A 21,652-nucleotide genomic window follows, 5' to 3' on the forward strand; every position below is an offset into this window, starting at 1 on the left:
CGACAGCGTCCAAATTTGTCGTTTTATCCACTACCGGAACGGGGCAATGGCCTATTGGTTGTATTGGGCGACCGTATCCTGACGGAAGCTTTGTTTTTTCACAAACGATTTAACACAGCATTTACACGAAATGCTTCCGGGACCAAACTTCATTTTGTTATAGGTTGCACTCTCTCACGTTTTTAGCGGTTGCACCACGCAAAAGTGTTAAGTGACGCATAGAAATACCTTATTAGACAGGGGATAAATATCTGCTATTTTCGTCATTATTTTTAACAATCCCGGCGTTTTACTACCTGCCACACAATTCTCAATTAACAAGGTTGCACAAAGTTGCAACATGGTAGATATTTCTACGCAACCTCATCTTGGCACGAAGACGTTCTATTACAGGAGTTCCTGACATGGGCACCACCACCATGGGTGTAAAACTTGACGACGCGACGCGTGAACGTATTAAATCCGCGGCGAGCCGTATTGACCGCACGCCGCACTGGCTGATTAAACAGGCCATTTTCAACTATCTGGAAAAGCTGGAAAACGACGAGACGCTGCCGGAGCTGCCGGCGCTGCTGTCCGGCGCGGCCAACGAAAGCGATGAGGCCGGTAACCCGGCTGACGAACCTTATCAGCCCTTCCTCGATTTCGCCGAGCAGATCCTGCCGCAGTCCGTTTCCCGCGCGTCAATCACCGCCGCCTGGCGCTGGGCCGAAACCGACGCCGTACCGATGCTGCTGGAGCAGGCTCGCCTGCCGCAGACTCTCGGCGAACAGGCGCACAAGCTCGCGTATCAGCTGGCGGAAAAGCTGCGCAATCAGAAAACCGCCAGCGGCCGCGCCGGAATGGTGCAAAGCCTGCTGCAGGAGTTCTCGCTCTCCTCACAGGAGGGCGTGGCGCTGATGTGCCTGGCGGAAGCGCTGCTGCGCATTCCGGACAAAGCCACCCGCGACGCCCTGATCCGCGACAAAATCAGCAACGGCAACTGGCAGTCGCATATCGGCCGCAGCCCGTCGCTGTTCGTCAACGCCGCCACCTGGGGGCTGCTGTTTACCGGCAAGCTGGTCTCGACCCATAACGAAACCAGCCTGTCGCGTTCGCTGAACCGCATTATCGGCAAGAGCGGCGAGCCGCTGATTCGTAAAGGCGTCGATATGGCGATGCGCCTGATGGGCGAGCAGTTCGTCACCGGCGAAACCATCGCCGAAGCGCTGGCCAACGCCCGCAAGCTGGAAGACAAAGGCTTCCGCTACTCCTACGATATGCTCGGCGAAGCGGCGCTGACCGCCGACGATGCCCAGGCCTATATGGTCTCCTACCAGCAGGCGATCCACGCCATCGGCAAAGCCTCCAACGGACGGGGTATTTATGAAGGACCGGGCATTTCGATTAAGCTCTCCGCGCTGCACCCGCGCTACAGCCGCGCCCAGTACGACCGCGCGATGGAAGAGCTTTACCCGCGCCTCAAGTCGCTGACCCTGCTGGCGCGCCAGTACGATATCGGCATCAACATTGACGCCGAAGAGGCCGATCGGCTGGAGATCTCTCTCGATCTGCTGGAAAAACTCTGCTTTGAGCCGGAGCTGGCGGGCTGGAACGGGATTGGCTTTGTCATTCAGGCCTACCAGAAACGCTGCCCGTTCGTGATTGACTACCTGATCGACCTCGCCACCCGCAGCCGCCGTCGCCTGATGATTCGTCTGGTAAAAGGCGCCTACTGGGACAGCGAAATCAAACGCGCGCAGATGGACGGCCTCGAAGGCTATCCGGTCTATACCCGCAAGGTCTACACCGACGTCTCCTATCTGGCCTGCGCGAAAAAGCTGCTGGCGGTGCCGAACCTGATCTACCCGCAGTTCGCAACCCATAACGCCCATACCCTGGCGGCAATTTATCAGCTGGCCGGGCAGAACTACTACCCTGGACAGTACGAATTCCAGTGCTTGCACGGCATGGGCGAGCCGCTGTACGAGCAGGTCACCGGTAAGATCGCCGATGGCAAACTCAACCGCCCGTGTCGTATTTACGCGCCGGTTGGCACCCACGAAACGCTGCTGGCGTATCTGGTGCGCCGTCTGCTGGAAAACGGCGCCAACACCTCGTTTGTTAACCGGATCGCCGACAGCACCCTGCCGCTGGATGAGCTGGTTGCCGACCCGGTCGCCGCGGTGGAAAAACTGGCCCAGCAGGAAGGTCAGGTGGGCCTGCCACACCCGAAAATCCCGCTGCCGCGCGATCTCTACGGCAAGGGGCGCAGTAACTCAGCTGGCCTGGATCTGGCCAATGAGCATCGTCTGGCCTCCCTCTCCTCCTCGTTATTAAACAGCGCGCTGCACAAATGGCAGGCGCTGCCGATGCTGGAGCACCCGGTGGCCGAAGGCGAAATGCAGCCAGTCATCAACCCGGCGGAGCCAAAAGATATCGTCGGCTACGTGCGCGAAGCCAGCGATGACGAAGTTCAGCAGGCGCTGACCAGCGCGGTTAACAACGCGCCAATCTGGTTCGCCACCCCGCCGCAGGAGCGCGCGGCGATCCTCGAACGCGCCGCGGTGCTGATGGAAGGCCAGATGCCGACCCTGATGGGCATCCTGGTACGCGAAGCGGGGAAAACCTTCAGCAACGCGATTGCCGAAGTGCGCGAAGCGGTGGATTTCCTCCACTATTATGCCGGCCAGGTGCGCAACGATTTTGACAACGAAACCCATCGCCCGCTGGGCCCGGTCGTCTGTATCAGCCCGTGGAACTTCCCGCTGGCGATCTTTAGCGGACAAATTGCCGCCGCGCTGGCGGCAGGCAATACCGTGCTGGCAAAACCGGCCGAGCAGACGCCGCTGATCGCCGCTCAGGGCGTGGCGATCCTGCTGGAAGCGGGCGTGCCGCCGGGCGTTATTCAACTGCTGCCGGGCCGCGGGGAAACCGTCGGCGCCGCGCTGACTTCCGACGAGCGCGTACGCGGCGTGATGTTCACCGGCTCAACCGAAGTCGCCACCCTATTGCAGCGCAATATCGCCAGCCGCCTGGACGCTCAGGGCCGCCCGACGCCGCTGATCGCCGAAACTGGCGGCATGAACGCGATGATCGTTGACTCTTCAGCATTAACCGAACAGGTGGTGATCGACGTTCTCGCCTCGGCGTTCGACAGCGCCGGACAGCGTTGCTCCGCCCTGCGCGTACTCTGCCTGCAGGATGATATCGCCGACCATACGCTGACCATGTTGCGCGGCGCGATGGCCGAGTGCCGGATGGGCAACCCTGGGCGTCTGACCACCGATATCGGGCCGGTGATTGACGCCGAAGCCAAAGAGAATATCGAGCGCCACATCCAGACGCTGCGCGCCAAAGGGCGCAAAGTCTTCCAGGCGGTGCGCGAAAACGGCGAAGATTCCCGCGAGTGGGCCAGCGGTACTTTCGTTCCGCCGACGCTCATTGAGCTCGACAGCTTCGACGAGCTGAAAAAAGAGGTCTTCGGCCCGGTGCTGCACGTGGTGCGCTATAACCGCAACGAGCTGGAGGGGCTGGTCGAACAGATCAACGCCTCTGGCTACGGCCTGACCCTCGGCGTACATACCCGTATTGACGAAACCATCGCTCAGGTTACCGGCAGCGCCAACGTCGGCAACCTGTACGTCAACCGCAATATGGTCGGCGCCGTGGTCGGCGTGCAGCCGTTCGGCGGCGAGGGCCTGTCGGGTACCGGTCCAAAAGCCGGCGGCCCGTTGTATCTGTACCGACTGCTTTCCAGCCGCCCGCAGAACGCCGTCGGGATCACCCTCGCCCGTCAGGACGCGGAGTACCCGCTGGACGCGCAGCTGAAGACGCTACTGGAAAAACCGCTGGTCGCTTTACAGCAGTGGGCGGCGGATCGCCCGGAACTGCAGGCCCTGTGCCAGCAGTTCAGCGAGCAGGCACAGGCCGGAACCCAGCGTCTGCTGCCCGGGCCAACCGGCGAGCGCAACACCCTGACCTTTATGCCGCGCGACCGGGTGCTGTGCGTGGCCGATAACGAGCAGGACGCGCTCACCCAGCTGGCGGGCGTGACCGCCGTTGGCTGCGAAGTGCTGTGGCCGGACGCCCCTCTGCAGCGCGAGCTGGCGAAAAAGCTGCCGCGCGAGGTCAGCGAGCGGATCCACTTCGCCAAAGCGGAAACCCTGACGACCGAGCCTTTCGATGCGGTTATCTACCACGGCGATTCCGATCAGCTGCGGGAGCTGTGCGAACAGGTGGCGGCGCGCGATGGCGCGATCGTTTCGGTGCAGGGCTTCGCCCGCGGCGAGAGCAATCTGCTGCTGGAGCGCCTCTATATTGAACGTTCGCTCAGCGTCAATACCGCCGCGGCCGGCGGCAACGCCAGCCTGATGACGATTGGCTAAGACCGCTCCCCGGGTCGCGGCTAACGCCTTACCCGGGCTACCCCAACGCAGGCCGCACGTACCCGTAGCCCGGGCAAGGCGCTCTGCGCCGCCCCCGGGAAAACGGACGGCACAACGTCAGCTAATGACACCAGGCGCAGGCTGTGGTTAATTAAGGCTCCCGGACGGGAGCTTTTTTTATGGGAGTTGACCAATGAAACGCACTTTACTCGCTTTTGCCGCGCTGCTGGCAAGCACCCATGCGCTGGCGGACGAATGCAGCAACGCCAGCAATCAAACGGAAATGAACCAGTGCACCGCCGAGCAGTACCAGGCTGACGACAAAAAATTAAATGAAACGTATCAGGAAGCGCTGAAGCGCGCCTCCGGCAAGCAGCAGGAATTGCTGAAAAAAGCGCAGCTGTCGTGGATTGCCCTGCGCGACGCCGACTGTCAGTTCCTCGCCTCCGGCGCTGAGGGCGGCAGCGTACAGCCGATGCTGATCAACCAGTGCATGTCCGATAAAACCGTCGAGCGCGAGTCGTTCCTCGCCTCGCTGCTGCAGTGCGAGGATGGCGATCAGAGCTGCCCGCTGCCGCCCGCCAATTAACGCACGCGGATCCCTTCAATAATCATCCGCTGGACGTTATCAACGGTTTGCTGAAAAAACGCCTCATCGCGCAGCGTCGCGCCGGTTACCGCCTCAACCTGAGTGGCGAAATCGGCGTAATGCTGTGTGGTCGCCCAGATCATAAAGATCAGGTGCTGCGGGTCAACCGGCGCCAGCCTGCCGCTCTCGACCCAGCCGGAAATAATCGCCGACTTTTCATCCACCAGCGCTTTCAGATCGCCGGTCAGTTCACCCATCAGCAGCGGCGCGCCCTGCAGCATCTCCAGGCAGAACAGCCTTGACGCCTGCGGGTGATCGCGGGACACCTCCAGCTTGAGGCGAATATATTCGCCGATAGCCACCAGCGGGCTGATATCTTCGCGAAAGGCCTTCAGCGGCGCCAGCCAGATAGCCAGAATCTGCTGCAGCACGGCAATATACAGCGCCTCTTTCGACGGGTAGTAGTAGAGCAGGTTCGTTTTTGATACCCCGGCCAGCTCGGCGACCTGCTCAAGCCGCGTACCGTGGATACCAAACTGCGAGAACGCGTCCAGCGCGGCGGCCAGGATCGCCTCTTTTTTCGCGCTCACCGCCAGTGAACGTTTGCCGATCTTTTTCACGCTGCCCTGTGCCATTCATCATCTCCTTCTTTTCACGCCATCAGCATAGCAAAAGCCCAGCGCCGACACGACTCTCTGCACCCTGATTGCGCACGACTGCGGTTTTTTCGTGCACCGATTTTGACCATTCAGTCCACTTTTATTGCTGCTATTTTCGGCAACCATCCAGTAACACCCTAATAACATTAACCTTTGTAAAACTGGCATCGCCTTTGCTTTATCTTTCAGGCGAGGTGATTGAGGGAGATGCAGGATGCAGCGCCGCGCGCCTTCTTGTTCAACGACATGCAGAGAGGTAGGTATGAAAATTGGTGTCTTCGTTCCGATTGGTAATAACGGCTGGCTGATTTCCACCCATGCTCCCCAGTACATGCCAACGTTTGAGCTGAATAAGGCCATCGTGCAAAAAGCCGAACACTACGGCTTCGATTTCGCGCTGTCGATGATTAAACTGCGCGGCTTCGGCGGCAAGACCGAATTCTGGGATCATAATCTGGAGTCCTTCACCCTGATGGCCGGACTGGCGGCCGTCACTTCGCGCATTCAGATCTACGCCACCGCCGCTACGCTGACGCTGCCCCCGGCGATCGTCGCCCGCATGGCCTCGACCATCGACTCCATTTCCGGCGGCCGCTTTGGCGTCAATCTGGTGACCGGTTGGCAAAAACCGGAATACGAGCAGATGGGCATGTGGCCGGGCGACGACTACTTCGCCAGCCGCTACGACTATCTCACCGAATATGTCCAGGTGCTGCGCGACCTGTGGGGAACCGGACGCAGCGACTTTAAAGGCGACTACTTCACCATGAACGACTGTCGCGTCAGCCCGCAGCCGTCGCAGCCGATGAAAGTGATCTGCGCCGGGCAAAGCGACGCCGGTATAGCGTTCTCCGCCCAGCACGCGGACTACAACTTCTGCTTCGGCAAAGGGGTCAATACCCCTGCCGCCTTCGCCCCCACCGCCGCGCGCATGATGCAGGCGGCGGAAAAAACCGGCCGCGACGTCGGCTCCTACGTCCTGTTTATGGTGATCGCCGACGAGACCGACGAGGCGGCCCGCGCCAAATGGGAACATTACAAAGCCGGCGCCGATGACGAGGCGCTGGCGTGGCTTACCGAACAGAGCCAGAAAGACACCCGCTCCGGCAGCGATACCAACGTGCGCCAGATGGCCGACCCCACCTCGGCTGTCAACATCAATATGGGTACCCTTGTCGGCTCTTACGCCAGCGTCGCCCGCATGCTCGACGAAGTGGCGGCGGTTCCCGGCACCGACGGCGTGCTGCTGACGTTTGATGATTTCCTGATCGGAATCGAAGCCTTTGGTCAGCGTATTCAGCCGCTGATGCGCTGCCGCGACCATATCGCCACCATGACTCAAGAGGTTGCCTGATGATTACCCTACCCGCTCGCCCGGAATCCCTGACCTTCGCGCCGCAGCAGAGCGCGCTGATCGTCGTCGATATGCAGAACGCCTACGCCAGCCAGGGCGGCTATCTCGACCTCGCCGGATTTGACGTTTCCGCCACCCGACCGGTTATCGACAATATCAACCTCGCCGTGGCCGCCGCGCGCGCCGCCGGGATGCTGATTATCTGGTTCCAGAACGGCTGGGACGACCAGTACGTAGAAGCAGGCGGCCCCGGCTCGCCGAATTTTCATAAATCCAACGCGCTGAAAACCATGCGTAAGAACCCGGAGCTGCAGGGCAAGCTGCTGGCGAAAGGCGGCTGGGACTACCAGCTGGTCGATCAGCTGAAACCGCTGCCCGGCGATATCGTGTTGCCAAAACCGCGTTACAGCGGCTTCTTTAACACCGCGCTCGACAGCATCCTGCGCAGCCGCGGCATCCGCCATCTGGTGTTTACCGGTATCGCCACCAACGTCTGCGTGGAATCAACCCTGCGCGACGGCTTCTTCCTCGAATATTTCGGCATCGTACTGGAGGACGCCACCCATCAGGCCGGTCCAGCGTTTGCCCAGCAGGCGGCGCTGTTCAATATTGAAACCTTCTTTGGCTGGGTCAGCGATGTCGCCAGCTTCTGTACCGCCCTTGAGCCCGTCGCGCCGCACGCCTTTACCGAGGAGAAACGTTATGCCTAAACAGGTGATTATTCCGCCAGGCACCACCACGCCTATCGCGCCGTTTGTCCCCGGTACGCTGGCCGACGGCGTGGTTTACGTCTCCGGCACCCTGCCGTTCGATAAGCAAAACAACGTGGTGTATATCGGCGACCCAAAGGCGCAAACCCGCCACGTGCTGGAAACCATCAAGAGCGTTATCGAGACGGCGGGGGGCAGTATGGAGGATGTGACCTTCAACAGCATTTTTATCACCGACTGGAAAAACTACGCCGCGATTAATGAGGTCTACGCGGAGTTCTTCCCCGGCGACAAACCGGCGCGTTTCTGCATACAGTGCGGGCTGGTGAAGCCCGATGCGCTGGTGGAGATCGCCACCGTCGCGCATATCGGGAAACCGGCATGATGAAGCTGAACATCTCCCCGGCGCCTTATCCGGGCGCGCCGGCGGTGGTTCTGAGCGCCGGGCTCGGCGGCGCGGGCGGCTACTGGCTACCGCAGCGGGCGGCGCTCGAACCGCACTATCAGCTGGTGAGCTATGACCATAACGGCACCGGCGAAAACGGCGGCCCGCTGCCGACAGGCTACAGCATGGCCGCCATGGCGCAGGAGCTTTACGCGGCGCTGCAGGCGGCGGGGATTGAGCGTTTTGCGCTGGTCGGCCACGCCTTGGGCGCGCTGATTGGCCTACAGCTGGCCCTGGACTATCCCGCAGCGGTAAGCGCCCTGGTGCTGGTAAACGGCTGGCTGACGCTCTCCCCGCATACCCGCCGCTGCTTCCTGGTGCGCGAACGCCTGCTGCACGCGGGCGGCGCGCAGGCATGGGTGGAGGCGCAGCCGCTGTTCCTCTACCCGGCGGAGTGGATGGCCTCGCGCCTGCCGCGGCTGGAGGCCGAAGACGCGCTCGCCATCAGTCATTTCCAGGGCAAAGAGAATCTATTGAAAAGGCTGAACGCCCTCAAGCAGGCCGACTTTTCACGCCGGGCGGCAGCGATAACCTGTCCGACGCTGATCATCAGCGCCGCTGACGATCTGCTGGTCCCGGCCTCCTGCTCCCGGGTGCTGCAGGCGGCAATCCCCGGCAGCCAGCTGGCGGAAATGGCCTGGGGCGGCCACGCCTGCAACGTCACCGATACCGCCGCCTTTAACCCTATTTTATGCGACGGGCTTGCCGCGATGCTGCCCGTCCCCCAGGAGAACCTATGAGCGAAGCCATTAGCCCGGCCGCCTGCGCCGCGCTGTTTACCGAGGCCCGAACCCACAACGGCTGGCTGGATAAGCCGGTCAGCGACGAGCAGCTGCGTGAAATCTACGACTTGCTGAAAATGGGGCCGACCTCCGCCAACTGCTCCCCGGCGCGCATCGTCTTCGTGCGCACGGCGGAAGGCAAAACGAAGCTGCGCCCGGCTCTGTCGAGCGGCAATGTCGAGAAAACCATGCAGGCGCCGGCCACCGCTATCGTCGCCTGGGACCGCGCATTTTACGATCGGCTGCCGGAGCTGTTCCCCCACGGCGACGCCCGCAGCTGGTTTACCTCCAGCCCGCAGATGGCGGAGGAGACCGCTTTTCGCAATAGCTCACTGCAGGCGGCATACCTGATTTTCGCCTGCCGCGCGCTGGGCCTGGACACCGGCCCGATGTCGGGCTTTGACCGCGAAATGGTCGATGCGGCGTTTTTTGCCGACGGCGGCTGGAAAAGCAACCTGCTGATCAATATCGGCTACGGCGATCCCGGCAAGCTGTACGGCCGCCTGCCGCGTCTGCCTTTTGATGATGCCTGCCAGCTGGCATAAGGAGCCCGTATGTCTATTGCCGATAAACAAAGCTTTCGCGACGCCATGGCCCACGTCGGGGCGGCGGTGAACATTATCACCACCGATGGTCCGGCAGGCCGCGCCGGCTTTACCGCCAGCGCCGTCTGCAGCGTCACCGACGCGCCGCCCACGCTGCTGGTCTGCCTGAATCGCTCCGCCTCGGTGTGGCCGATCTTCAGCCAGCACCAGGCGCTGTGCGTCAACACCCTGGCGGCCGGCCAGGAAGAACTCTCGAACGTTTTCGGCGGTAAAACGCCGATGGCGGAGCGCTTCGCCGCCGCCGACTGGCAAACCGGCGCGACCGGCTGCCCGCGTCTGGAAGCGGCGCTGGTCAGCTTCGACTGCCGTATCAGCCAGATCGTCAGCGTCGGGACTCACGATATTCTGTTTTGCGAAGTGGCGGCGATTGTACGCCATCCGGAACCGCGCGGACTGATGTGGTTCGACCGCGGCTACCACACGCTGATGCGTCCAGCCTGTTAACCTTAAACCCAGGATCTCATCATGGCTCTCTTCGATTTTCCTCGCTGGCAGTTAACCTCCCCCTCCGCCGCCTCCGACGTCGTGGCCCCCGATGAACGGCTGTCGGTCGGGCAAACCGTGGTGATGGGCGTTCAGCACGCGGTGGCGATGTTTGGCGCGACCGTTCTGATGCCAATCCTGATGGGGCTGGATCCCAATCTGTCGATCCTGATGTCCGGCGTCGGCACCCTGCTGTTCTTTTTGGTTACCGGCGGGCGCGTGCCGAGCTACCTGGGCTCCAGCGCCGCCTTCGTCGGCGTGGTGATCGCCGTCACCGGCTTCAACGGCCAGGGGCTTAACCCGCACCTCAGCGTCGCGCTGGGCGGGATTATTCTCTGCGGGCTGGTTTATACCCTGATTGGCCTGGTGGTGATGAAAATCGGCACCCGCTGGATCGAGCGGCTGATGCCGCCGGTAGTTACCGGCGCGGTGGTCATGGCGATCGGCCTTAACCTCGCGCCAATCGCGGTGCGCAGCGTATCAGCGACGCCGTTCGACGGCTGGATGGCGGTGCTGACGGTGCTGTGCATCGGTCTGGTGGCGGTGTTTACCCGCGGAATGCTGCAGCGCCTGCTGATCCTCGTCGGGCTGATTATCGCCTGCGCGCTGTACGCGCTGCTGGCCAACGGCCTCGGGCTGGGCAAACCGCTGGATTTTAGCCTGCTTGCGCAGGCGGCGTGGTTTGGCTTGCCGCAGATAACCGCCCCGACCTTTAACGGCCAGGCAATGATGCTGATCGCCCCCGTGGCGGTGATTCTGGTGGCGGAAAACCTCGGTCACCTGAAAGCGGTGGCCGGGATGACCGGTCGCAATATGGACCCGTACATGGGGCGGGCGTTCGTCGGCGACGGGCTGGCCACGATGCTCTCCGGCTCGGTCGGCGGCAGCGGGGTGACCACCTACGCGGAGAATATCGGCGTGATGGCGGTCACCAAAGTGTACTCAACGCTGGTGTTCGTCGCGGCGGCGCTGATTGCGATGCTGCTTGGATTTTCACCGAAATTCGGCGCGCTGATCCATACCATTCCGGGACCGGTGATCGGCGGCGCATCGATTGTGGTGTTCGGCCTGATTGCCGTCGCGGGCGCGCGGATTTGGGTGCAGAACCGCGTGGATTTGAGCCAGAACGCGAATCTGATTATGGTGGCGGTGACGCTGGTGCTGGGGGCGGGCGATTTCGCGCTTTCTCTCGGCGGCTTCACCCTCGGCGGGATCGGTACGGCCACCTTCGGCGCAATTCTGCTGCACGCTCTGCTTAACCGCCATCCGCGTGAAGCCGGGCAAACTAACGTCACCCCAGTATGAAAGCGTGCGCCGCTACGGAAGCTGCGTTGCTTCCCGGAGGCGGCGCTTAACGCGCCTTGTCCGGGCCGCCGGTCCGCAGGCAACGGTAAACCCGTAGCCGCGAGCCGGGAGTTCCTCCCGCTCAGCGGCAGCGGCAAAGAGACAAAAAAAACCGCCGACGTAACGTCGGCGGCGAGGGCGATGGGGTCGGGCCCGGGAGATTAACCCCCATCAGCAAACAATCAGGGGACGCTAGCTTTCGCGGCTACCATGACTGTTTTTACCCCCTTTCTTACCCGCTTCGGATGCGCGTTGAGGATCGTTTTTAAAGTTCCCCCCGCTGTGCTGGCCACCTTTACGACCTGCTTCTGATGCTCTTTCACGGTCTTCGGCAAAGTTGCCGGCGCCGCCACGATGGTTTGCCATTACTGACCTCCATTTAGGTTAGACATCATGCTGCATTAGGTGAAACACGAGGCTTTAGCCTCCGCGATACGGGTTGCGTATCACGTGCTTTTAAGGTTAGCGAAGGAAAGCCGTGCCGGGTGGATATCGTCACATCCTGAAATAGATTTTGTATAAGAACTGCCGCTATTACGCCGGACGCGCGCTAAGCGGCTCTTATGACAGCCTAAAATGGCGCCACTAAAGATGTATCTTTTTGCAACAGTCCTCGTTTTTTGCAATTTTGTTATAAATCAAATAAATGATTGTTGCATTTGCACTCTTCGCCACAGGTCTTATCTTTAAAGATAGCCAGTCGACTGGCTGGCTCATAACGCAACCGAGGAGTGATGCAAATGGCTAAGATTCTGGTGCTTTATTATTCTATGTACGGACACATCGAGACCATGGCGCATGCCGTCGCCGAAGGGGCAAACAAGGTAGATGGCGTTGAAGTGGTCGTGAAACGCGTGCCGGAAACCATGCAGGCAGAAGTTTTTGCCAAAGCAGGCGGGAAAACGCAAAACGCGCCCGTCGCCACGCCGCAGGAGCTGGCGGAGTACGACGCCATCATCTTTGGTACCCCTACCCGTTTCGGCAATATGTCCGGACAGATGCGCACCTTCCTCGATCAGACCGGCGGTCTGTGGGCATCCGGGGCGCTGTACGGCAAGCTGGCCAGCGTGTTTAGCTCGACCGGCACCGGCGGCGGCCAGGAACAAACCATTACCTCAACCTGGACCACCCTTGCCCACCACGGGATGATTATTGTGCCGATCGGCTACGGCGCCCAGGAGCTATTTGATGTCTCGCAGGTTCGCGGCGGTACGCCTTACGGCGCCACCACCATTGCCGGCGGCGACGGCTCGCGTCAGCCGAGCGAAGAGGAGCTGGCGATTGCCCGCTATCAGGGAGAGCACGTTGCGGGCCTGGCAGTAAAACTACACGGTTAATCTTCAGCAGGAGGAAAGCATGCCGAATCAAGAAGCAAAGGCCCACCGCGTCGGTGAATGGGCAAGTCTGCGCAATACGTCTCCTGAAATTGCCGAGGCGATTTTTGAATTAGCCCATTACGATGAAAAGCTGGCGGAGAAAATCTGGGAGGAAGGCAGCGATGAAGTTCTGCCCCTCGCCTTCGCCAAAACGGATAAAGACTCCCTGTTCTGGGGCGAACAAACTATCGAACGCAAAAACGTGTAGCCCGGACAGGTACGCAATACCGCCTCCGGGAGTTCTTGCATGAGCTTCCCGGGGGCGGCGCAGAGCGACTTGCCCGGGCTACATCAGCGGAGCGCCTGCGCCCGCCATAACCGAAAACCCGGATTGCTCCGGGTTTTTTATGCTCTGTTATTTTGTCGCCTCGGCCATCACTTTTTTGAAGGTGTCCATCGGGCAGAAGCCGTTATCATCGACCGGACAGCCGTTCAGCGCCAGCGTCACCCGCTGCGGCGGCGACTGCAGGGTTAACGCATCGGCATTGCGCAGCTGCTCGGTGCTTTGATAGACGTACTCAATCTTCATCAAATCACGATTGCCGCCGTTATCATGCCAGCGCTGGAACACCAGCTTGCCGCCGATAGGCGTGCGCTCATATTGGTTATGCAGCTGATAGGGTTTAAAATCCAGCGCCGTCAGCAGCGAAGCGATGTTGGAGTCGTGTCCCACCAGCAGCGTCACTTTCGCCGCCTTCGCTGCATCGCCCACCAGCGCGTTGTCAATATATTTCACCAGCGGCTTAGCCACGTTGCGCGCCACTTCAGGGGAAGTAAACAGGCTATCCTGATAGCCGTTTTTCAACTTCGACAGCACCTGCCACTGCTTATCGGTTTTGATTTCGCCCCAGGCGACCTGGTCTTTCGGGAACCCCTCGTAATACTGCAGCGTAAAGGCGTCAACCAGCGAGTTACCGACCTTAAGCGGCCCGGAAACGCCCGGCTCCTGCTGATATTTGGCGCTAAAGGTATCCTTCCCTTCGCTCAGCGAGCACTGCTGCTTCTCTTTACAGGACGGAGAATTGCGGTAGTCGGTTATCGCCTCCAGCAGCTTATAGCTTTCGCCCAGCTGCATCCCCTGCCGCTCTTTCTCCATCGCCTGTACCGCCTTTTCGCTGAAGGCGGCAGAATCGTCGACGATCACCGGATTAAACGTTGGGTCCATGGTGCCCATTTTTTCCTGATGGTGCACAGTCACCCCGCAGCCGGGAAACGCGCCGGTAATAAAGAACTGCGCGGTCGCGACGGTGCGCTGCAGGCTATTGGCATAGGCGTAGACCGCGTTCTCCGGCGGGCATTCGCCGCTGGTCACCAGCCCCTGCTGCGCCAGCCATTCACGCATATAGTGCCCCATATAGACTTCCAGCACCCCGCCCTTGGTCGTCAGCTGGCCGCCGGGAACATCCCACTCCGGCCAGGACTTCGGCGTGGATTGCTCCAGCACGCTGCCGTTGTTCGCCAGCGGCGCGCGCAGGTTATGGCGGCTCATGATCAGCACCTGCTGAAGCTGATACCCTTCCGGTGCGGCCTGTTCCTGCGCCTGGACGCCAGCGGACAGTAAGACAACGCCGGCCACGGCGGCGGCGAGTAGACTTTTTCTCATCCCTTAACCCTCAGTCAGTGATTATCATCGCCTTAATTGTGACAAATTTATGACATTTTTCCGGGCAATGGCTCGCAAAGTGCGGAAAGAAATACGCTTTCCGCCGTGACGCAGGAAGAGTGAAATCAGAGGGATGGCGTTACTCCGGCAGCGGCACCGCCGCGAGGGTGCAGATAGCTTCATGCTTGCCGCCGCGATGGTCGACGATCAGCACTTTATCGCCGGCTTTTTTACCTTCGCAGGGTTTTAAAACCTGATCGACAATACGTTCGCGAATTGACGGATTCCCGGGCTCGGCCAGGCTATTGAACGACGTCAGAACCAGCAGCGGCCCAACAACAGCGATGATTTGCTTATTAAACATTTGTGACTCTCACCCCTTATTTAGCGGGCCAAGGGTAGCAGCCCGTCGCGCTCTCGTCTGTAAATTCGCTTAAACGAGTGTTACTCGTTCATTTTTTCACCATCATCGCGCTTTACTCTTCACATTTATTCATGTAAATAATAATTTCAGTGCATTGCTGGCAGTCTATTCTCGTCTGATTCATCGGGTCATCTTTAAGAAATATCCCGATGCTATTATCCCGATATCACGGTATTTTTTCTTCATGTTAAACATAACATTAGGTTAATCTATGTCAGGTATCCTGCTCTTTATCGTCGCGGTGGTTTTGCTGGGAGTAGCCATCTACAGCCTGGTCTCCTATGTCAAGGATCGGCGCTCCGCACAGCTGCCAACTCATAAGAAAAAGAAATAATTCATCCTCACTATTCTTACCTTCTGCCCCTGCTATTTCTCCCCGACCGCCTGATTTCAAACGAGAATGACAAAAAGAAGGCAGGCTCGCCGGCCTGCCTTTATGTCTGAACTAAAAAATCGTTACGATTCCCAGGCCTGTTCCGCTTTAGCCCCGTCAAACTGCGGCGGCGGCTTACGGAAGCGGCGGGTCAGATAAGTCAGATACAGCAAACCCAGGCCCGCCCATATCAGACCGAGCGTCAGCGAGGTCGCCTCCAGGTTAATCCACAGAACGCCCACCGTCAGCGCGCCGACCATCGGCAGCAGCAGATAGTGAAAGCGATCTTTCCAGGTTTTGTTAAAGCCCTTCCGCCGCCAGAAGTGATTAAACACCGACAGGTTAACGAAGGTGAACGCCACCAGCGCGCCAAAGTTAATCAACGCCGTGGCGGTGACCAGGTCGAAGAACAGCGCCGACAGCGCGACGATGCCCACCATGATCACGTTCAGCGCCGGAGTCCGCCATTTTGGATGGACATAGCCGAAAATGCGCTCCGGGAAAACGTTATCGCGGCCCATGACGTACAGCAGGCGCGAAACGCTGGCGTGTGAGGCCAGGCCTGACGCCAGGGTATTCACAAAGGTGGTGCACAGGAAAATCGACTGGAACAGCTTGCCGCCGACGTAGAGGGCGATCTCCGGCAGCGCCGCATCCGGGTCTTTAAAACGGCTAATGTCGGGGAAAAAGAGCTGCATAAAGAACGAGGCGGCAATAAAAATCACCCCGCCGTAGACCGCGGTCAGGAAGATAGCTTTCGGGATCACCCGCGCGGCGTCCGGCGTCTCTTCGGAGAGGGTCGTCACCGCATCAAAGCCGAGGAACGAAAAGCAGACTATCGTCGCCCCGGTAATAATCGGGATCAGGTGCGCGTTCTGGCTAATAAACGGCTGGAGCGACCAGACGGTACCGACGCCCTCCCCTTTATGCAGCCCCTGCACCACCAGCACGATAAAGACCACCATGATTGAGATCTGCACCAGCACGAACAGGGTATTGAAGTTCGCCACCAGATTGACGCTTTTCAGGTTCGCCGCGGTCAGAATGGCCACAAACGTCACCACCCATACCCAGGGCGGCACGTCCGGAAACAGCGCGGAAAGATAAATCTTGGCCAGCAGAACGTTGATCATCGGCAGGAACAGATAATCCAGCAGCGAAGACCAGCCCACCATAAACCCGACGTGCGGGCTGATCGACTTCTGCGCGTAGGTATACGCCGATCCCGCCTGTGGAAACTGGCGTACCAGCTTACCGTAGCTAATGGCGGTAAACAGCACGCCGGCCAGCGCCAGCAGATAGGAGGCCGGAACGTGGCCGTTGCTGATGCCGGAAACGATGCCGAAAGTATCAAAAACCGTCATCGGGGTCAGATAGGCGAGGCCCATCATCACCACCTGCCACAGCTTGAGAGACTTGCGCAGCCGCGGTTTGCCCGCTTCAGAGGCGTTATCGAGAGAGGTGTTAATAGCCATGGCCATTTCCCCCGCTGCACATCCGGGTTTGCGGTCGTGGAGACCGGGAAACCAACCTGCTTCGCAACGGGGTTAATGGCAAATCAAAAGGTAAAAAGAACCGACGAGCGGTGGCGGCGCACTCCATGCGGCCATGACGGCCCCCTTCTCCCTGCGGATATTTAAACATCTGCATCATTTCCTACCTCGTTACACACTGTGTCGTTAACTGAAGCCCCGTTGCCGCCTGCGCTCCTTAACGCGGCATCCGGGAATGGCTGGGCTCCCAGCAAAAACGTCCGACCAGGCTCCGCTCAGGCCGTATGATGCTACTCGTGATAACGCTAAGCTGCCCCCTGCGGGGCGGCAATCAGGCGTTTTTCAACATCCACTCGATTTCGGTTTCCGTGATCAGCCGCTCAAACTGCAGTAATTCGTCGTTTTTACAGGCGTGATAAACGTGGCAGAAACGTTCGCCAAGCCGCTCGCGCAGGTGATCGTTTTGCATAAACTCCCACAGCGCATCGCTCTGGCGAATCGGGAACGGCAGCCCCTCCTGCTCAAGGCCGTTGCCTTCCACCTCTTCCTGTAGCGGCAGCGGATTATCCAGACCGTGGAGGATGCCGGCGAAAATCGCCGCCATCACCAGGTACGGGTTGGCGTCCGCCCCGGCCACGCGATACTCGACGCGGTGGTTGTGCCGATCGCCGCAGGGAATGCGCAGCGCCACCGTCCGGTTGTTGTGCCCCCACGACGCCTGGGTCGGCACGTACATTCCCGGCTGGAAACGACGATACGAGTTGACGTTCGGCGCCAGCAGCGCCATCGACGCCGGCATCAGGTCAATCATCCCGGCGAGCGCGCGTTTTAACATCGCGGAATCTTCGCCGTCCGCGTCCGCCAGCACGTTCTCGCCTTTGTTGTTCTGCATGCTGATATGGATATGCATCCCGCTACCGGCGTGCTCTTCATAGGGTTTGGCCATAAAAGTGGCGTGCATCTTATGCTTCTCTGCCATCAAACGCACGAGACGTTTTAACGCCAGCGCGTCATCGCAGGCGTCGAGCACGTTATCGGTATGGTGGAGGTTGATTTCAAACTGACCGGGAGAGGCTTCCGCCACCGCGCCGTCCGCCGGGATCAGCTGGAGCTGGGCGATCTCATCGATTTCGTTCAGCACGTCGGCAAAGTGGTTGAGGTTGTCGACGGAGTAAACCTGACTCTGGGTATTGCGATCGCCGGTTCCCGGCGCGCACGGCGGCTGCAGGTAGCCTTCCGCGTCGCGCTTGCGGTCAAGTAAATAGAACTCCAGCTCTACCGCTACCACGGGGAACAGCCCGCGCTGGCGCAGCTGCTGCCAGAGCCGGTTCAGAACGTTCCGCGGCTCAACGTCAAAGGGAGCGCCATCTTCATCAACCATGGTCAGCAGAACCTGACCGATGTATTCCGGGTCCGCCGCTGACGGCGTTAAGGTTCCCAGCACCGGTACGCAGGTGCGATCCGGTTCGCCCATCTCCTGGCCGAGTCCCGCCTCTTCCACCACGTTGCCGAGAATGTCCATCGCGAACACCGAAGCCGGGAAATAGCAGCCCTTCTCCAGTTTGCTCAGGCCGGACACCGGGATCCGCTTACCGCGGAAGCAGCCGTTCAGGTCGGTTAACAGTACATCTACGTATTGCGTATTGGGGTAACGCTCGAGGTAGCGCTTCACTTCCCAGGTGAATGCGCTGACCCGTCTCTCTTCCGACTGCTGAACAAAATTCTCAACTTCTACGATATTGGTTTCCATGATTCACCGCCGTTGTTTTAGTTTCGGACCCTGAATGGCACTGTTAAATATAATGTCCACTCTTCGAATGTGTATGCAAACAAATTGTTTGTCAAATGTTAAATTAAGTTTGCAAAGGGCTATATCCACTGCTAGATTGAGAAAATATTGAACGAAATGGCCGTTTTACCCGCTAATCCGGTCATAATTTAGTCCACTTTGTGAGGGCGATCATGGAAAATATAATGTACAAGCCAGTTATTGGCGTGGTGATGTGTCGAAACAGGCTTAAGGGTCACCAGACCCAGACTCTGCAAGAGAAGTATCTGAACGCGATTGTTAACGCCGGCGGCGTGCCGATTGCCCTGCCGCACGCGCTGGCGGAGCCGGAACTGCTTTCCGCGCTACTGCCAAAACTGGATGGCATTTATCTGCCCGGCAGCCCGAGCAACGTACAGCCGCACCTCTATGGTGAAAACGGCGATGAGCCTGACGCCGATCCCGGGCGTGATCTTCTGAGCATGGCGCTGATCGACGCCGCGCTCGAAAGGCGCATCCCCATTTTCGCCATCTGCCGTGGACTACAGGAACTGGTTGTCGCCACCGGCGGGACTCTGTATCGTCGTCTGTTCGAGCAGCCTGAGCTTCTTGAACACCGCGAGGACCCCGAACTTCCCGTCGAGCAGCAATATGCGCCCTCGCATGAAGTTCAGGTTCAGGAAGGAGGATTACTTTCTCAGTTAATACCGGGCTGCAACACGTTTTGGGTAAACTCGTTACATGGACAGGGAGCGAAAACCACGGGTCCACGGCTGCGCGTGGAGGCGCGTTCTCCGGACGGGCTGGCGGAAGCGGTCAGCGTTAACGACCATCCTTTCGCCCTCGGCGTGCAGTGGCATCCTGAATGGAACAGTAGCGAATACGCCCTGTCGCGAATGTTGTTTGAGGGTTTTATCACCGCCTGTCAGAACTATGTCGCCGAAAAACAGCGACTCTGACCACTACCGTTAAGGAAATGCAAATATGAGCGATGACGGACTGGCGCCAGGGAAACGTCTGTCAGAGATCCGCCAACAGCTGGGTCTCTCACAGCGTCGTGCCGCCGAACTGTCTGGGTTAACACATAGTGCCATCAGCACCATAGAACAGGACAAAGTCAGTCCTGCCATCAGTACGCTGCAAAAGCTGCTGAAAGTCTACGGGCTGTCGCTCTCGGAATTCTTTTCTGAACCAGAAAAACCGGCTGAACCCCAGGTGGTTATCAATCAGGACGATCTGATTGAAATCGGCAGTCAGGGGGTGTCGATGAAGCTGGTTCATAATGGCAATCCGAACCGCACGCTGGCGATGATTTTTGAAACGTACCAGCCTGGAACCACAACCGGGGAGAGGATCAAGCATCAGGGTGAGGAGATAGGCACCATACTGGAGGGTGAAGTCGTGCTGACCATTAACGGTCAGGCGTATCACCTGGTGGCTGGGCAAAGCTATGCCATTAACACCGGCATACCGCATAGCTTCAGCAACACCTCGGCGGGTATCTGCCGAATCATTAGCGCCCATACTCCCACCACATTCTGATTTTTCAGCCTGAGGTTTTCTCAGGCTTTCTTCAGGCCTGCGCCGCCGGAGATTCATTCCGGCGGCGCGAAGAAAACGCTAGTTCACCTTGCGCAATGCGGAAAAAGGTATTCCGCTGGCCCCGGATAATTCACGCCCGTTAACGGGCAATTTACACGGTAATCAACCCCGGGGACGCCCTGCGCCCTGAGGGTCAGAAATAGCCAATTTTTATCTTTTCCCGATTACGTTATTAAGGAGTCATGATGGATTTTCACAACCTGGCTTACTGGCAACAAAAAGCACGCGAACTGACGATTGAGACACGCTTATTTATTAACGGCGAATACAGCGCCGCCGCCGATAATAGCGTGTTTGCCACCATCGACCCGGCAGCGCAGCAGACCCTTGCCGAGGTCGCGCGCGGCAAAAAGGCCGACGTCGATCGCGCGGTCCAGGCCGCCCGCGGCGTTTTCGATCGCGGCGACTGGTCGCAGGCGTCTCCTGCCCAGCGCAAAGCGGTGCTGACAAAATTCGCCGACCTGATGGACGCCCATCGCGAAGAGCTGGCGCTGCTGGAAACCCTCGACACCGGCAAGCCGATTCGCCACAGCCTGCGCGACGATATCCCCGGCGCCGCCCGTGCGATCCGCTGGTATGCCGAAGCTATCGATAAAGTCTACGGCGAAGTCGCCCCCACCGGCGGCAACGAACTGGCCATGATCGTCCGCGAACCGATTGGCGTGATTGCGGCGGTGGTGCCGTGGAATTTCCCGCTGCTGCTGGCCTGCTGGAAGCTTGGCCCGGCGCTGGCGTCCGGCAACAGCGTGGTGCTCAAGCCGTCGGAAAAATCCCCGCTTACCGCCCTACGTCTGGCGGGCTTAGCAAAACAGGCCGGACTGCCGGACGGCGTATTTAACGTGGTGAGCGGTTTCGGCCATGAAGCCGGTCAGGCGCTGGCGCTGCATCCGGACGTCGAAGTGATTACCTTTACCGGCTCCACCCGCACCGCTAAACAACTACTGAAGGACGCGGGCGACAGTAATATGAAACGCGTCTGGCTGGAGGCGGGCGGCAAAAGCGCCAATATCGTCTTTGCCGACTGCCCGGATCTACAAAAAGCAGTCAACGCGACCGCCGGCGGTATTTTTTACAACCAGGGCCAGGTCTGTATCGCCGGTACCCGCCTGCTGCTGGAAGAGAGCATCGCCGACCGCTTTCTCGATCTCCTGAAAGAGCAGGCAAAGGGCTGGCAGCCGGGCAATCCACTCGACCCGAATACCACTATGGGCATGCTGATCGACAACACCCATGCCGATAGCGTCCACAGCTTTATTCGCGCCGGCGAAGCGCACAGCACGCTGCTGCTGGACGGGCGCAAAAATCCGTGGCCCGCGGCGGTCGGCCCGACCATCTTCGTCGACGTCGACCCCGCCTCCCCGCTCAGCCAGGAGGAGATCTTCGGCCCGGTGCTGGTGGTGACCCGCTTTAAAAACGAGGAGCAGGCGCTGGCGCTGGCCAACGATAGCCGCTACGGCCTCGGCGCGGCAGTCTGGACCCGCGATCTCTCCCGCGCTCACCGCGTCAGCCGCCGTCTGAAAGCCGGCTCCGTCTTCGTGAACAACTACAACGATGGCGATATGACCGTGCCCTTCGGCGGCTACAAGCAGAGCGGCAACGGACGCGATAAGTCCCTGCACGCGCTGGAAAAATTCACTGAACTGAAAACTATCTGGATTGCCCTGGAGTCTTAATC

General features: G+C 59.4%; 21 protein-coding genes. 15 read left to right on the top strand and 6 right to left on the bottom strand.

Annotation, left to right across the window (positions count from 1 at the left end; genetic code table 11):
* Positions 1-404: 404 nt before the first annotated feature.
* Both putA and GUC22_RS16485 read left to right on the top strand, forming a co-directional pair.
* The gene (putA, locus tag GUC22_RS16480) at positions 405-4,367 is read left to right on the top strand and encodes a trifunctional transcriptional regulator/proline dehydrogenase/L-glutamate gamma-semialdehyde dehydrogenase (protein WP_024359577.1); all 3,963 of its coding nucleotides are present in this window, start codon (positions 405-407) and stop codon (positions 4,365-4,367) included.
* A gap of 193 nt (positions 4,368-4,560) precedes the next feature.
* Complete coding sequence (locus GUC22_RS16485) at positions 4,561-4,956, top strand: lysozyme inhibitor LprI family protein (protein WP_004849815.1); 396 nt, start codon at positions 4,561-4,563, stop codon at positions 4,954-4,956.
* Here the strand turns inward: GUC22_RS16485 and rutR are convergent.
* Positions 4,953-5,591 (bottom strand): HTH-type transcriptional regulator RutR, encoded by a 639-nt coding sequence (rutR, locus tag GUC22_RS16490; RefSeq protein ID WP_004871292.1) that lies wholly within the window; start codon positions 5,589-5,591, stop codon positions 4,953-4,955. The genes GUC22_RS16485 and rutR overlap by 4 nt on opposite strands.
* 286 nt (positions 5,592-5,877) lie before the next feature.
* Between rutR and rutA the strand changes: the two genes are divergently transcribed.
* From rutA to rutG, 7 genes are read left to right on the top strand one after another with little or no spacing between them, the layout of a single operon-like run.
* Positions 5,878-6,969, top strand: a complete 1,092-nt coding sequence (rutA, locus tag GUC22_RS16495) for a pyrimidine utilization protein A (RefSeq protein ID WP_024359578.1) — start codon at positions 5,878-5,880, stop codon at positions 6,967-6,969.
* Positions 6,969-7,679 (top strand): pyrimidine utilization protein B, encoded by a 711-nt coding sequence (gene rutB, locus GUC22_RS16500; RefSeq protein ID WP_024359579.1) that lies wholly within the window; start codon positions 6,969-6,971, stop codon positions 7,677-7,679. Before rutA ends, rutB begins: the two co-directional genes overlap by 1 nt.
* Entirely contained in the window at positions 7,672-8,064 is a 393-nt protein-coding gene (rutC, locus tag GUC22_RS16505) for a pyrimidine utilization protein C (protein WP_004871301.1), read from the top strand. Before rutB ends, rutC begins: the two co-directional genes overlap by 8 nt.
* Entirely contained in the window at positions 8,061-8,864 is an 804-nt protein-coding gene (gene rutD, locus GUC22_RS16510) for a pyrimidine utilization protein D (RefSeq protein ID WP_024359580.1), read from the top strand. The genes rutC and rutD overlap by 4 nt, the downstream gene beginning before the upstream one ends.
* Positions 8,861-9,451, top strand: a complete 591-nt coding sequence (locus GUC22_RS16515; RefSeq protein ID WP_024359581.1) for a malonic semialdehyde reductase — start codon at positions 8,861-8,863, stop codon at positions 9,449-9,451. Before rutD ends, GUC22_RS16515 begins: the two co-directional genes overlap by 4 nt.
* A 9-nt stretch (positions 9,452-9,460) precedes the next feature.
* The gene (gene rutF, locus GUC22_RS16520; RefSeq protein WP_024359582.1) at positions 9,461-9,955 is read left to right on the top strand and encodes an NADH-dependent FMN reductase RutF; all 495 of its coding nucleotides are present in this window, start codon (positions 9,461-9,463) and stop codon (positions 9,953-9,955) included.
* A gap of 21 nt (positions 9,956-9,976) precedes the next feature.
* The gene (gene rutG, locus GUC22_RS16525) at positions 9,977-11,299 is read left to right on the top strand and encodes a pyrimidine utilization transport protein G (RefSeq protein ID WP_024359583.1); all 1,323 of its coding nucleotides are present in this window, start codon (positions 9,977-9,979) and stop codon (positions 11,297-11,299) included.
* A 231-nt stretch (positions 11,300-11,530) separates the two neighbouring features.
* Here rutG and GUC22_RS16530 read toward each other — a convergent pair whose 3' ends face one another.
* A complete protein-coding gene (locus GUC22_RS16530) occupies positions 11,531-11,704 on the bottom strand; it encodes a general stress protein (RefSeq protein ID WP_004131287.1) in 174 nt (57 codons plus the stop codon).
* 374 nt (positions 11,705-12,078) lie between these two features.
* On the opposite strand from GUC22_RS16530, the gene wrbA reads away from it, so the two are divergent.
* Together wrbA and GUC22_RS16540 are read left to right on the top strand one after the other, a co-directional pair.
* Positions 12,079-12,675: an NAD(P)H:quinone oxidoreductase gene (wrbA, locus tag GUC22_RS16535; protein WP_004131278.1), complete on the top strand. Its 597-nt coding sequence runs from the start codon at positions 12,079-12,081 to the stop codon at positions 12,673-12,675.
* Between the two features lie 19 nt (positions 12,676-12,694).
* On the top strand, positions 12,695-12,922 hold the full coding sequence (locus tag GUC22_RS16540) for a YccJ family protein (protein WP_004131277.1): 228 nt from the start codon (positions 12,695-12,697) through the stop codon (positions 12,920-12,922).
* Between the two features lie 147 nt (positions 12,923-13,069).
* On the opposite strand, the gene agp is transcribed toward GUC22_RS16540, so the two are convergent.
* Both agp and GUC22_RS16550 read right to left on the bottom strand, forming a co-directional pair.
* Positions 13,070-14,317, bottom strand: a complete 1,248-nt coding sequence (gene agp, locus GUC22_RS16545; RefSeq protein ID WP_004131275.1) for a bifunctional glucose-1-phosphatase/inositol phosphatase — start codon at positions 14,315-14,317, stop codon at positions 13,070-13,072.
* A 139-nt stretch (positions 14,318-14,456) separates the two neighbouring features.
* Positions 14,457-14,681, bottom strand: coding sequence for a hypothetical protein (locus GUC22_RS16550; RefSeq protein WP_049131429.1), 225 nt, complete (start codon positions 14,679-14,681; stop codon positions 14,457-14,459).
* Between the two features lie 271 nt (positions 14,682-14,952).
* On the opposite strand from GUC22_RS16550, the gene GUC22_RS16555 reads away from it, so the two are divergent.
* Positions 14,953-15,075, top strand: coding sequence for a small membrane protein (locus GUC22_RS16555; protein WP_004131271.1), 123 nt, complete (start codon positions 14,953-14,955; stop codon positions 15,073-15,075).
* 122 nt (positions 15,076-15,197) lie between these two features.
* On the opposite strand, the gene GUC22_RS16560 is transcribed toward GUC22_RS16555, so the two are convergent.
* Positions 15,198-16,589, bottom strand: a complete 1,392-nt coding sequence (locus GUC22_RS16560) for an APC family permease (RefSeq protein ID WP_004131269.1) — start codon at positions 16,587-16,589, stop codon at positions 15,198-15,200.
* A gap of 349 nt (positions 16,590-16,938) precedes the next feature.
* Complete coding sequence (puuA, locus tag GUC22_RS16565) at positions 16,939-18,357, bottom strand: glutamate-putrescine ligase (protein WP_004131267.1); 1,419 nt, start codon at positions 18,355-18,357, stop codon at positions 16,939-16,941.
* A gap of 224 nt (positions 18,358-18,581) precedes the next feature.
* On the opposite strand from puuA, the gene puuD reads away from it, so the two are divergent.
* From puuD to puuC, 3 genes are all read left to right on the top strand, one after another.
* Positions 18,582-19,334 carry a gamma-glutamyl-gamma-aminobutyrate hydrolase gene (puuD, locus tag GUC22_RS16570; protein WP_162685309.1) on the top strand — a complete coding sequence of 251 codons (753 nt, stop codon included), beginning with the start codon at positions 18,582-18,584 and terminating at the stop codon, positions 19,332-19,334.
* Between the two features lie 25 nt (positions 19,335-19,359).
* A complete protein-coding gene (gene puuR / locus GUC22_RS16575; RefSeq protein ID WP_004849766.1) occupies positions 19,360-19,917 on the top strand; it encodes an HTH-type transcriptional regulator PuuR in 558 nt (185 codons plus the stop codon).
* Between the two features lie 245 nt (positions 19,918-20,162).
* On the top strand, positions 20,163-21,650 hold the full coding sequence (puuC, locus tag GUC22_RS16580; protein ID WP_024359584.1) for an aldehyde dehydrogenase PuuC: 1,488 nt from the start codon (positions 20,163-20,165) through the stop codon (positions 21,648-21,650).
* Positions 21,651-21,652: the final 2 nt, after the last annotated feature.

The organism is Klebsiella sp. MPUS7, from assembly GCF_009905335.1.
GTDB classification, from domain to species: domain Bacteria; phylum Pseudomonadota; class Gammaproteobacteria; order Enterobacterales; family Enterobacteriaceae; genus Klebsiella; species Klebsiella grimontii.

Excerpts from the sequence above, each read along its gene's own strand:
- putA (WP_024359577.1), top strand. The coding sequence starts at position 405 with ATGGGCACCACCACCATGGGTGTAAAACTTGACGACGCGACGCGTGAA.
- GUC22_RS16485 (WP_004849815.1), top strand. The coding sequence starts at position 4,561 with ATGAAACGCACTTTACTCGCTTTTGCCGCGCTGCTGGCAAGCACCCAT.
- rutR (WP_004871292.1), bottom strand. The coding sequence starts at position 5,591 with ATGGCACAGGGCAGCGTGAAAAAGATCGGCAAACGTTCACTGGCGGTG.
- rutA (WP_024359578.1), top strand. The coding sequence starts at position 5,878 with ATGAAAATTGGTGTCTTCGTTCCGATTGGTAATAACGGCTGGCTGATT.
- rutB (WP_024359579.1), top strand. The coding sequence starts at position 6,969 with ATGATTACCCTACCCGCTCGCCCGGAATCCCTGACCTTCGCGCCGCAG.
- rutC (WP_004871301.1), top strand. The coding sequence starts at position 7,672 with ATGCCTAAACAGGTGATTATTCCGCCAGGCACCACCACGCCTATCGCG.
- rutD (WP_024359580.1), top strand. The coding sequence starts at position 8,061 with ATGATGAAGCTGAACATCTCCCCGGCGCCTTATCCGGGCGCGCCGGCG.
- GUC22_RS16515 (WP_024359581.1), top strand. The coding sequence starts at position 8,861 with ATGAGCGAAGCCATTAGCCCGGCCGCCTGCGCCGCGCTGTTTACCGAG.
- rutF (WP_024359582.1), top strand. The coding sequence starts at position 9,461 with ATGTCTATTGCCGATAAACAAAGCTTTCGCGACGCCATGGCCCACGTC.
- rutG (WP_024359583.1), top strand. The coding sequence starts at position 9,977 with ATGGCTCTCTTCGATTTTCCTCGCTGGCAGTTAACCTCCCCCTCCGCC.
- GUC22_RS16530 (WP_004131287.1), bottom strand. The coding sequence starts at position 11,704 with ATGGCAAACCATCGTGGCGGCGCCGGCAACTTTGCCGAAGACCGTGAA.
- wrbA (WP_004131278.1), top strand. The coding sequence starts at position 12,079 with ATGGCTAAGATTCTGGTGCTTTATTATTCTATGTACGGACACATCGAG.
- GUC22_RS16540 (WP_004131277.1), top strand. The coding sequence starts at position 12,695 with ATGCCGAATCAAGAAGCAAAGGCCCACCGCGTCGGTGAATGGGCAAGT.
- agp (WP_004131275.1), bottom strand. The coding sequence starts at position 14,317 with ATGAGAAAAAGTCTACTCGCCGCCGCCGTGGCCGGCGTTGTCTTACTG.
- GUC22_RS16550 (WP_049131429.1), bottom strand. The coding sequence starts at position 14,681 with ATGTTTAATAAGCAAATCATCGCTGTTGTTGGGCCGCTGCTGGTTCTG.
- GUC22_RS16555 (WP_004131271.1), top strand. The coding sequence starts at position 14,953 with ATGTCAGGTATCCTGCTCTTTATCGTCGCGGTGGTTTTGCTGGGAGTA.
- GUC22_RS16560 (WP_004131269.1), bottom strand. The coding sequence starts at position 16,589 with ATGGCTATTAACACCTCTCTCGATAACGCCTCTGAAGCGGGCAAACCG.
- puuA (WP_004131267.1), bottom strand. The coding sequence starts at position 18,357 with ATGGAAACCAATATCGTAGAAGTTGAGAATTTTGTTCAGCAGTCGGAA.
- puuD (WP_162685309.1), top strand. The coding sequence starts at position 18,582 with ATGTACAAGCCAGTTATTGGCGTGGTGATGTGTCGAAACAGGCTTAAG.
- puuR (WP_004849766.1), top strand. The coding sequence starts at position 19,360 with ATGAGCGATGACGGACTGGCGCCAGGGAAACGTCTGTCAGAGATCCGC.
- puuC (WP_024359584.1), top strand. The coding sequence starts at position 20,163 with ATGGATTTTCACAACCTGGCTTACTGGCAACAAAAAGCACGCGAACTG.